We start from the raw sequence: 9,403 nt of genomic DNA on the forward strand, positions 1-9,403 counted from the left end.
CGACCCGGCCGCGCCCCGGTCGACGCCGACGCCGACGGCTCCTCTCGGCTCGGACGCCATCGAGCGCGCTGAGGAGCGCGGCGCGGGCACGGCGGCGTCGTCGGGCGGCGGCGTCGATCCGGTGCCGCTGCTCGGAATCGTGCTGCTCATCGTGGTCCTGTGCGCGCTGCCGTTCCTCGTGCGGGAGCTGCGTCGCCGTCAGCAGGACGACGCGGCGCGGCGGGGCGATGCAGCCGCGGCGTGGCAGTCGGTTCAGGATGCCGCGATCGATGTCGGCATCCTGGTTCCGGCGAGCGAGTCTCCGCGCGCGTTCGCGCGGCGTCTCGTCGCCGATCACGGCGTTCCGACGGGCGACATGGACACAGTGCTCATCGCGATCGAGCGGGTCAGCTACTCCCGCGCCGGCACCCGGTCGTACTGGATGGGCGACGATGCTGCGAACGCCGCCGCGGCGGTGCGCTCCGCGCTCCTCGCCTCGGTGCCGCCCGCCCGCCGGATCCTGGCGCTCGTGGTCCCGCGTTCGCTCGTCATCCGGCCCGGCAGCGTGTACGCCGCCGCTGCCCCGGTTCGGGTGCGATAGCGGGGCAGGGTAGGATGGTCGGCGGCCCTTCGGGGCCTCCTGGAGGATTCGCCTAGTGGCCTATGGCGCACGCTTGGAAAGCGTGTTGGGTGCAAGCCCTCAGGGGTTCGAATCCCCTATCCTCCGCCGCATCTCCACCCGCCGTCCGCGCACGCGCGTCACCGCTGCTCGAGCCCGCGCCGCAGCGCGGTCAGCCCGAACTCGAAGGCCTCGCCGATGTCGCCGCCGAGCCGGAAGGCGCCGGCGAGCTCCATGTGGACGAACCCGGTGGCCCAGGCCGTGACGAGCCGCGCCGCCTCCAGCGCGTGCTCCTCGCCCGCCAGGTCCGCGGCGCTTCGCACAATGGCCGCCGCCCCGCGGACGAGGGCATCCTGGGGCGCGGACGCCGCGAACATCAGGCGGAATCCCTCAGGCCGCTCGTGCGCGAACGCACGGTACGTGCGCGCCAGTGCCTCGAGCGACCGATCGGATGCCTCGAGCCGGCGCGTCAGCTCCTCCACGGTCGCCTCGGCGACCGCCGCGATGAGCGCGTCGCGGTCGCGCACGCGCTTGTAGAGGGACGGCGCCCGCACGCCGACGCGAGCGGCGACGCTCTGCATCGTGAGGCCGGCGCGGCCCCGCTCCTCGAGGATGTCGCGACCTGCCTCGACGATCTGAGCGACGGACGTGCGTTCGGGTGTGGGCATCGGCATCCTCTCGATGGCTATTGACAATAGCTATCATAGCTATGTAACGTAGCCATGCCAACTCTCTCACCGAAAGGCCGCCGCCATGAAGCTCGGGCCGCACCTGCACCGCATCGGCAACGACATCGTCGCCGCCTACCTCGTCGTCGCGGGCGACGGCGTCACCGTCGTCGACGCAGGGCTGCCGGGCCACTGGCGCGACCTCACGCGCGAGCTCCGCGAGATCGGAAGGACCCCCGACGACATCCGCGGGCTGGTCCTCACGCACGGCGACAGCGATCACATCGGCTTCGCCGAGCGGCTGCGCCGCGCCCACGGCGTGCCCGTGTACGTGCACGAGGCCGATGCGGAGCGCACCCGCACCGGAGAGAAGCCCAAGACGCCGGCGGGGCCGATGCGGCTCGGGCCGACGCTCGGGTTCTCCGCGTACGCACTGCGCAAACGCGCCGTGCCGACCACATACGTCTCGGAGGTCGTGGAGGTGCGCGACGGCGACGTGCTCGATCTTCCCGGAGCGCCGGTGATCGTCGGGATGCCGGGGCACTCCCCCGGCAGCATCGCCGTCCACGTCCCGCTCGCCGACGCCGTGTTCGTCGGCGACGCGCTCACGACGCGGCACGTGCTCACCGGCCGCGAGGGCCTGCAGCCGGCACCCTTCACGGACGATCCCACCGAGGCATCCGCGTCGCTCGACCGTCTCGCCGGCCTTCCCGCGTCCTGGGTGCTGCCCGGCCATGGTGCACCGTGGCGCGGTTCTCCGGCGGAGGTCGCCGGGGCCGTGCGCGCCGCGGCGCACTGACACCGACCCGAGCACGTCAGGCGTCGAAGTCCTCCGGTTCGACGTCGTCGAGGAAGCGCTTGAACTCGTCGAGGCGCTCGGCGGCATCGGTCTCGGTCAGCACGTCGGGGACGCCGGCCTCGGTCATCACGGCCTCCGCCACCCAGATGCTCGCGCCGACGCGCGACGCGAGGGCGACCGCATCCGACGGGCGCGCGTCGACGACGCGCTCCCCGAGGGTCGTCGACAGCGTGATCTCGCCGTAGAACGTGCCTTCCTCGATGCGGGGCACCGCCACCCGCGTCACCTCGGCGCCCAGCGTCTCGAGCATCGTGCGCATGAGGTCGTGGGCGAGCGGACGCGGCACCGGGGCCTTCTCGACCGCGACGAGGATGGAGGTCGCTTCCAGCTGTCCGATCCAGATGGGCAGCACGAGCCCGTCGCCCGGGATCTCGTCGATGGGCTTCAGCAGGACGACGTGCTGCCCGGTCGCGTCGAGAGCGACCCCGGCCACCCGGACCTGGATCATCGTGCCTCCTCTCGACCCGCCGCTCGATCGGGCCTCGCTGCCATCGTATGCACGCTGCGCGGGCCGCGGACAGGGGGCGGGCGATCGGCTGCGGCGACCGAGCGAGGGCCCATTCACCGGAATGGATGCCGCGAGCGTACGGTTGCAGTCGACATGGAGCGCTTCGGAACCCTCTCGTTCGGACACTACGGCCCGCTCGGCGGCGGGCGCCAGCTCAGCGCCGCAGACTCGCTGCTGCAGGCGATCGACCTGGCACAGGGGATGGACGAGCTCGGAGTCGACGGCGCGTACTTCCGCGTGCACCACTTCGCACGTCAGCAGTCCTCGCCGATGCCGCTGCTGGCGGCGATCGCCGCGCGCACCGAGCGCATCGAGGTGGGCACCGGCGTCATCGACATGCGCTACGAGAACCCGCTTTATCTCGCCGAGGAGGCGGCATCCGTCGACCTCATCTCGGGCGGCCGGGTCGCGCTCGGGGTGAGCCGCGGCTCACCCGAGACCGTCGTGCACGGGTACGAGGCCTTCGGCTACACGGGGTCGCAGGATCCACGGGGCGCCGACATCGCGCGCGAGCACTTCGACCTGTTCCTGCGCGCCATCGAGGGCGAGGGACTGGCCGAGCGGGATCCGTCGTCGCCGTTCGGCACCGGGGCGACCGGCCGGCAGCGCATCGAGCCGCACTCCCCGGGACTGCGCTCGCGCGTGTGGTGGGGTGCGGGCAACCGCGACTCGGCGGAATGGGCAGGACGCCGCGGCGTGAACCTCATGTCGTCGACACTGCTGACCGAGGCCGACGGCACTCCGTTCGATCTGCTGCAGGCACAGCAGATCGATGCGTTCCGCGCGGCATGGCGCGAGGCCGGGCACGCCGGCGAGCCGCGCGTGTCGGTGAGCCGTTCGATCTTCCCGATCACGACGGCAGAGGACGCGATGTACTTCGGCGGCCGGCAGGACGGCGATCAGATCGGCGTGATCGACGGCATCCGCTCCACCTTCGGCAAGACCTACGCGGCTGAGCCCGACGTGCTGGTCGAGCAGCTGAAGGACGATGCCGCGATTGCGAGCGCCGACACGCTCATGCTCACGATCCCCAGCCAATTGGGAGTTGATTATTGTGTGCATATTCTGGAGTCGTTCGCGAAACATGTAGCACCCTCGCTCGGCTGGAAGCCGAACACGGAGCGCCCGGTCCAGGGATACGCGATCTAAGCGCGTCTCCTCACAGCGTTCGTCTCGCTCGGCTGATGTTGACGCGGGTCCCACACCCAAAAGTCACTTTCCGTGTCGGCAAGTCTTCGATACGCTTGCCAGCATGGAAAGAGACTTGCGTCCGGAGCCGGCCGGCGACGAATCGCGACCGCCCTCAGCATCCGAAGCGACAGAGATTCTTCGCATGCTGACCGCCGACGGTTCACGATTGGCTGATCAAGTCGCGACGCCATGGTGGTATCACCCTGTGCTTGGGCTTATCGTGGCCAACTTCGCTCTTGCCCAGATGTTGCCGCCACAGCTGAGCATCTCGCTCGTCGTCCTGGGGATAATCGCGATACCCGTGCTCACCACCGCCTACTCTCGACGCTACGGTATTTCTCTCACTCAGCCGACGGGCAAGCGCAGCGGTCGGATGCTCGTGGCTTCGGGCGGAGTAATTGCCCTTGCAATGGCCGGGGCCCTAGTCATTCGTCTCACCGAAGTCTCGCCCTGGTGGGTCCTCCCTGTGGCTGTTAGTGCATTCGTGGCCACAGTGGCGCTCGGTCGTAGCTATGACAGGACACTCCGGACGGAACTCGCTCGAGAGTCGACCGCCACATGAGCGCTCCCGTCGTCGCGGCGTTCAGCGAGATCATCCACTCCCCGGTGCGTCTGCGCATCTGTGGACTCTTGCGGCGGATTGCTGAACTGGAGTTCGCCGTTGTGAGGGATACTCTCCAGCTCAGCGATGCCAATCTCTCGAAGAACTTGAAGACCCTGGCAGTAGCCGGACTCATCACGGTTCGCAAGGAGAGATCGCAAGCACGAGCAGACTCACGACAGTTGACATGGGTAAGCCTCACGCCTCAAGGAAAGTCGGCCCTGGAAGCTCACCTTGCTGCGCTTGCGCAGATCGTCGACGAAGAGCGCTGAAGTCGAGCGAGATGGCGATTCGCTGACCAGACACTGTATTCCCAGTCAGCTAGGCGTGGAGTGCAACCTTCGCGTCGTGGAGTCCTTCGCGAAGCATGCTGCTCCGAGCCTCGGCTGGAAGGGCACACGGGGCTGAGACTCAGCGAGGCAGCCCTGACCGCACCCCGCCCTCGCGCGGGTTAAGGTTGCACCAATACCGGACACGCTGCCGCGAGCACCGGTCTGTCGGCCCGGGAGGCAGGATTGGGCGAGCTGCTCACCTTCGAGTCGCGCAACGTCGCGGACGTCGAGGAGACATGGCGCGCGTTCGTGCCGTCGGCAGTGCTGCAGCGGGTCGATCCCCGTACCTTCGGCTTCGAGTGGACGTCGGCCGCGATGCCCGACTTCTCCGTCGTGCGCTACGGTCTGAGCGCGTCGGTGGTGTCGGCGATCGACCCCGTTGATCAGATCATGGCGTGCCGCGTCGCGTCGCGCGGCGCCTGGGTGCGTGGCCCGCGACGGGATCTCAATGCCGGGATGCCGTGGCTCGCGCTGGACGGGCCGACCCAGGCCCGGTGGGCCGAGCGAGCCGACGTGCGCGCGTTCGTCTTCGACCGAGCATTCGCCGAGGAGACGGCTCGACAGCTCGCCGGAGACGACCGGTTCCGACTGCTCGCCTTGGGCACCGACTCTTCACCGGTCAGCCGGCTGCTCGCCGCGCAGTGGGAGCGGTCGTTCCTCTACGTGGCAGCCTCGGCGTTCGCGGCCGACTCCGATTCGCCGCTCATCGACGCGGAGCTGCGCCGGCACGCGCTGCATACGACCCTCGCGGTCTTCTCGCCCGCCTTCGCCGAGGCGCTCGACCGGGCGACGCAGCGGGTGGCAGCCCCACGAACCGTGCGACGCGCCATCGCCTACATCCAGGAGCATGCGCACGAGCCGATCACGGTCGACGACGTGGCCCGGGCGGCCGGCATCTCCACGCGCGGCTTGCAGTACGCCTTCCGCCGCGCCCTGGGCGTGACTCCGCGCGAGCACCTGCGCAACGAGCGCCTCGCACGCGCCCACGCCGAGCTTCAGGAGGGGACGCGGATGCCCGTGGCCGAGGTCGCGCGACGCTGGGGGTTCGCGAGCCGTTCGCGTTTCGCCAAGCACTACCGCGACGCGTATGGGCGGAGCCCGCGTCAGACGCGTCAGGGCTGAGGTCACCCCGCTTCGCTTCCCGGCGCAGGTGTTCGTACCCGGGTCCGCCGTGCGGACGCGTCGTGACCGCTCCCGCAGAGTTCCTTTGAGGGGAGCACTCCGGAATGTCCCCTGAAGGAGACAGGGTTGGGAAAGTTCGTCTACGAAGGGGCGATGCGCGCGGAGTTCGACGACCGCACGCTCACCCATATCCAGGTGGTCATCGGAAACAAGCTGCGACGCGGCGAGCCGTTCTTCTTCACATGGCACGGCGACGTCAGCACGGGTGGCGGCCGCACCACGGTGTGGATGCACTCGGGCGCGAACATCGTGTTCGGGTACTACGGCAAGCGGCAGGCGGGCATCAACCGCACGTGGCTCGAGGCGCTCATGCACACAGCGAACTCGCCCAGCGGGCTCCAGGTTGTTCCCGAGCCGCCGGACACAGGCGAGAGCGAGCCGTCCGTCGGCTGATCGGCAGTCAGCGCATCCCGACGACGCCGACTCCGAGCCACTCGGCGAGCTCCGCGATCTCTGCGCGCACCATGTCGGCCTCCTCGGGCTCCCATGGCAGGAACTCGTGCATGGCGTTGACCTGCAGCACGTCGTTCTCGCGGTCGACCTCGGCGTCGAGCATCCCGACGAATCGATCCCCCATCAGGATCGGGTGCGCGAAGAAGCCGTAGCGCCGCTGCGGCTTGGGCTTGAACTGCTCGAGCACGTACGCGAACTCGAACACCTCCTCGAGACGCGGCCTGTCGAACAGCAGGCTGTCGTAGGGGTTGAGGAACGCGACGCGGCCGCCGCCGTCCTTGTCGGCGTGGAGCGCGGCGAGCGCGTCGGGGTCGACGCGGAACCTCCACGAGCTGCCCTCGACCACGGCCGGCTCCCCCGCCGTGCCCACCGCATTCCACCACCGGTCGCCCTGCTTCGCGATGCCGGCGGCCTGCAGCCGCCGAGCGCGGAGCAGGTCGGCGGCTTCGTCTTCGCCGTACGCGGGCATGTCCTGCGGGTACACCCGCTCGGCGAGATCCCAGCGGCGCTGGCGGCCCTCGCGCGAGGCGACCGCCACCTCGCCCTGCCGCATGAGGAACTCGAGCATGTGCGGCACCTGGTTCGAGCCCGACCAGCCGTCGGGCGGGCGGCTCACCTGCGCCGTGTCAGGGATGTCGCGCGCCTGCAGCGGCCCCTCGGCGCGCAGGCGCGCGAGCACGTCGGCGCGGAAGCGGGAGTTGGCGTCGAGCCACTGCCGACTGCTCTCACGCTGCGGCCAGCGCCGCATAGCCGGAAGCATGAGCGGGAGCAGGCTCATCGGACGGAACGCGCCGTCGTACTCGAACAGCAGCCGGTCGAGCTCGACGGCCTTCGCCAGCTGGCCCGGCTCGTACGACCACCCGATGCGCGACCACAGCACTGTCTGCTCGCACGGAGCGATGGTCGCGGTCGGGTCGATCTTGATGTATGCGAGCTGCTCGGCGACCTCGACGACGTCGCCGGGGCGGTTCGCGTCGAGCAGCTGCGCTCGTACGACGATCCGTCGCGCCTCGTCACGTGTCAGACGATGCGGGGTCACACGTCGACGGTACCGGGATCACGCGGCGATCGTTCGCGCGGATGAATCAGGCGACGACCGCCGTCTCAGTTCAGGCGGCGTCGGGGCGGCGCACGCGGTAGCGCACGTGGGTCACGAGCGACGCCGACCGGCCCGAGATCTGCTCCCGCTCGAGCGGACCGAGTCCCTCGAGCGGGCGGAGCCCGTCGCCGACGATGCTCGGCGAGACCGAGGGCACGCGCGACCTCGATCGCCCGCGTCACCTCCGCGAGGTTGAAGGTGATCGGGCAGAACAGGATCGTCGCCATGTCATCCACCTTGGCGCACGCCGGCGCCGCTCGCCGAGCCGGACGCGGTCCCGCACCAGAGCGCTGCCCATCGCTCCGGTAGCACTCGTCCGTCAAGGTGGCAATCCCCGGGCGACGGCCACGCGGCGTCCGTATCGTCGCGGGCATGGCACGATTCGGATACACCTTGATGGGCGAGCAGAGCGGGCCGCGCGAGCTCGTCCGGTACGCACAGGCCGCTGAGGACGCCGGGTTCGATTTCGAGGTGTCGAGCGACCACTACTCCCCCTGGCTGGTGAGCCAGGGCCACTCCCCGTACGCATGGACGGTGCTGGGCGCCGTCGCGCACGCGACGTCGCGTGTCGAGCTCATGACCTACGTGACGTGCCCGACCATGCGGTACCACCCGGCGGTCGTCGCGCAGAAGGCGGCGACCGTGCAGCTGCTGAGCGAGGGACGATTCGTCCTCGGGCTCGGCTCGGGCGAGAGTCTCAACGAGCACGTCGTCGGCCGGGGATGGCCGAGCGTCGACACCCGGCAGGACATGCTCGTCGAGGCGATCGAGATCATCCGCGAGCTGCACACCGGCGACCTCGTGACGTACGTCGGAGAGCACTTCCGCGTCGACTCGGCCCGCATCTGGGATTCTCCCGACACGCCGGTGCCGATCGGCGTCGCGGTGTCGGGCGAGGAGGGCATCGACTCGTTCGCGCCCCTCGGCGACCACCTGATCGCGGTCGAGCCGAGGCCGGAACTCGTCGAGCGGTGGGACGAGGTCCACGACGGGACGTCTCGCAAGATCGGTCAGGTGCCGGTGTCGTGGGATCCGGATCGGGATGCCGCGGTCCAGCGCGCGCACGAGCAGTTCCGGTGGTTCGGCGGCGGGTGGCCGGTGAACGCCGAACTGCCGACTCCCGCGGGATTCGAGGCGGCGAGCCAGTTCGTGCGGCCGGACGACGTGGCGGGCTCCATCGCCTGCGGGCCCGACCTCGACGCTTTGGCCGAGAGCGTGCGGCCGTACCTCGACGCCGGCTTCACCGACGTCGCGATCGTCCAGATCGGCGACGAGCAGCAGGAGCGGTTCCTTGCCGAGGCGGCCGAGCCGCTGCTGGAGCGGATGCGCGCTCTCGCTTAGTGCGCCGGCGGCGGACTCGGCAGCTCAGCCCGAGGCGCGCGCAGGGTCGTCGAGGCCGAGAGCCGCCCTGAGCGCGCGCACCCACTCGGCGTGGAACTCGCGGGTGACCCCCGCCCGGCGGAACACCGCGTCGAAGCCGTGGAACGCGCCCGGGACGACCGTCAGCTCGCACGGTACACGGGCCTCCCGGAGGCGGAGCGCATACTCGACGTCCTCGTCGTGGAACAGGTCGAGCGTGCCCACGCCGATCCACGCAGGCGGCAGACCACTCAGGTCGTGCCGGCGCGCAGGGACGACGGATTCGCGGATGCCGGTGGCTTCGGCATCAGCCCCGAGGTAGGCCGACCACGCAAAGCGATTGCTCGCGGGCGACCACATCCGCATGTGGCGCGCATCGACATCGTCACGCAGAGCGGTGCGGTCGTCGAGCATCGGGTACACGAGCAGCTGGAAGACCGGCTGCGTGCCGCCCTCGTCGAGGAGCCGCTGCGCGAGGGCCGCAGCCAGGCCGCCGCCTGCGCTGGCCCCGCCGATCGCGATCCTCGCCGGGTCGATGCCGAGCTCGTCCGCG

At 70.1% G+C, this 9,403-nt stretch carries 12 protein-coding genes, 1 tRNA gene and 1 pseudogene; 9 read left to right on the forward strand and 5 right to left on the reverse strand.

The window, feature by feature from the left end; all coding sequences use genetic code 11:
- Together EIO58_RS07485 and EIO58_RS07490 are read left to right on the forward strand one after the other, a co-directional pair.
- Positions 1-580 (forward strand): annotated as a pseudogene (locus EIO58_RS07485) (transglutaminase domain-containing protein); the annotation flags it as partial.
- A 41-nt stretch (positions 581-621) separates the two neighbouring features.
- Positions 622-706, forward strand: a tRNA-Ser gene (locus tag EIO58_RS07490).
- A gap of 32 nt (positions 707-738) precedes the next feature.
- Here the strand turns inward: EIO58_RS07490 and EIO58_RS07495 are convergent.
- Complete coding sequence (locus EIO58_RS07495) at positions 739-1,266, reverse strand: TetR/AcrR family transcriptional regulator (RefSeq protein WP_127819004.1); 528 nt, start codon at positions 1,264-1,266, stop codon at positions 739-741.
- An 85-nt stretch (positions 1,267-1,351) separates the two neighbouring features.
- On the opposite strand from EIO58_RS07495, the gene EIO58_RS07500 reads away from it, so the two are divergent.
- Positions 1,352-2,065 (forward strand): MBL fold metallo-hydrolase, encoded by a 714-nt coding sequence (locus EIO58_RS07500; protein ID WP_127819005.1) that lies wholly within the window; start codon positions 1,352-1,354, stop codon positions 2,063-2,065.
- Between the two features lie 16 nt (positions 2,066-2,081).
- On the opposite strand, the gene EIO58_RS07505 is transcribed toward EIO58_RS07500, so the two are convergent.
- Complete coding sequence (locus EIO58_RS07505; RefSeq protein ID WP_127819006.1) at positions 2,082-2,573, reverse strand: bifunctional nuclease family protein; 492 nt, start codon at positions 2,571-2,573, stop codon at positions 2,082-2,084.
- Between the two features lie 153 nt (positions 2,574-2,726).
- Between EIO58_RS07505 and EIO58_RS07510 the strand changes: the two genes are divergently transcribed.
- The 5 genes from EIO58_RS07510 to EIO58_RS07530 all read left to right on the forward strand — a co-directional run bounded on the left by EIO58_RS07510 (position 2,727) and on the right by EIO58_RS07530 (position 6,332).
- Positions 2,727-3,782, forward strand: coding sequence for an LLM class flavin-dependent oxidoreductase (locus tag EIO58_RS07510; RefSeq protein WP_127819007.1), 1,056 nt, complete (start codon positions 2,727-2,729; stop codon positions 3,780-3,782).
- 184 nt (positions 3,783-3,966) lie between these two features.
- A complete protein-coding gene (locus EIO58_RS07515) occupies positions 3,967-4,386 on the forward strand; it encodes a hypothetical protein (protein ID WP_127819008.1) in 420 nt (139 codons plus the stop codon).
- Positions 4,383-4,697 (forward strand): transcriptional regulator, encoded by a 315-nt coding sequence (locus tag EIO58_RS07520; protein WP_127819009.1) that lies wholly within the window; start codon positions 4,383-4,385, stop codon positions 4,695-4,697. Before EIO58_RS07515 ends, EIO58_RS07520 begins: the two co-directional genes overlap by 4 nt.
- A 243-nt stretch (positions 4,698-4,940) precedes the next feature.
- Entirely contained in the window at positions 4,941-5,879 is a 939-nt protein-coding gene (locus EIO58_RS07525) for an AraC family transcriptional regulator (protein WP_240658629.1), read from the forward strand.
- A 126-nt stretch (positions 5,880-6,005) separates the two neighbouring features.
- The gene (locus EIO58_RS07530; RefSeq protein WP_127819010.1) at positions 6,006-6,332 is read left to right on the forward strand and encodes a DUF7882 family protein; all 327 of its coding nucleotides are present in this window, start codon (positions 6,006-6,008) and stop codon (positions 6,330-6,332) included.
- A gap of 7 nt (positions 6,333-6,339) precedes the next feature.
- On the opposite strand, the gene EIO58_RS07535 is transcribed toward EIO58_RS07530, so the two are convergent.
- A complete protein-coding gene (locus EIO58_RS07535; RefSeq protein WP_127819011.1) occupies positions 6,340-7,431 on the reverse strand; it encodes a DNA glycosylase AlkZ-like family protein in 1,092 nt (363 codons plus the stop codon).
- A gap of 70 nt (positions 7,432-7,501) precedes the next feature.
- Positions 7,502-7,648 carry a hypothetical protein gene (locus EIO58_RS07540; RefSeq protein ID WP_205789174.1) on the reverse strand — a complete coding sequence of 49 codons (147 nt, stop codon included), beginning with the start codon at positions 7,646-7,648 and terminating at the stop codon, positions 7,502-7,504.
- Between the two features lie 215 nt (positions 7,649-7,863).
- Between EIO58_RS07540 and EIO58_RS07545 the strand changes: the two genes are divergently transcribed.
- A complete protein-coding gene (locus EIO58_RS07545; protein WP_127819012.1) occupies positions 7,864-8,832 on the forward strand; it encodes an LLM class F420-dependent oxidoreductase in 969 nt (322 codons plus the stop codon).
- Positions 8,833-8,856: 24 nt separating this feature from the next.
- On the opposite strand, the gene EIO58_RS07550 is transcribed toward EIO58_RS07545, so the two are convergent.
- Positions 8,857-9,403: alpha/beta hydrolase fold domain-containing protein (locus tag EIO58_RS07550; RefSeq protein WP_164861578.1), on the reverse strand; the 547-nt coding region annotated here is incomplete at its 5' end.

The organism is Microbacterium sp. CPCC 204701 (assembly GCF_004010105.1).
Taxonomy (GTDB): domain Bacteria; phylum Actinomycetota; class Actinomycetes; order Actinomycetales; family Microbacteriaceae; genus Microbacterium.

Excerpts from the sequence above, each read along its gene's own strand:
- EIO58_RS07495 (WP_127819004.1), bottom strand. The coding sequence starts at position 1,266 with ATGCCCACACCCGAACGCACGTCCGTCGCTCAGATCGTCGAGGCAGGT.
- EIO58_RS07500 (WP_127819005.1), top strand. The coding sequence starts at position 1,352 with ATGAAGCTCGGGCCGCACCTGCACCGCATCGGCAACGACATCGTCGCC.
- EIO58_RS07505 (WP_127819006.1), bottom strand. The coding sequence starts at position 2,573 with ATGATCCAGGTCCGGGTGGCCGGGGTCGCTCTCGACGCGACCGGGCAG.
- EIO58_RS07510 (WP_127819007.1), top strand. The coding sequence starts at position 2,727 with ATGGAGCGCTTCGGAACCCTCTCGTTCGGACACTACGGCCCGCTCGGC.
- EIO58_RS07515 (WP_127819008.1), top strand. The coding sequence starts at position 3,967 with ATGCTGACCGCCGACGGTTCACGATTGGCTGATCAAGTCGCGACGCCA.
- EIO58_RS07520 (WP_127819009.1), top strand. The coding sequence starts at position 4,383 with ATGAGCGCTCCCGTCGTCGCGGCGTTCAGCGAGATCATCCACTCCCCG.
- EIO58_RS07545 (WP_127819012.1), top strand. The coding sequence starts at position 7,864 with ATGGCACGATTCGGATACACCTTGATGGGCGAGCAGAGCGGGCCGCGC.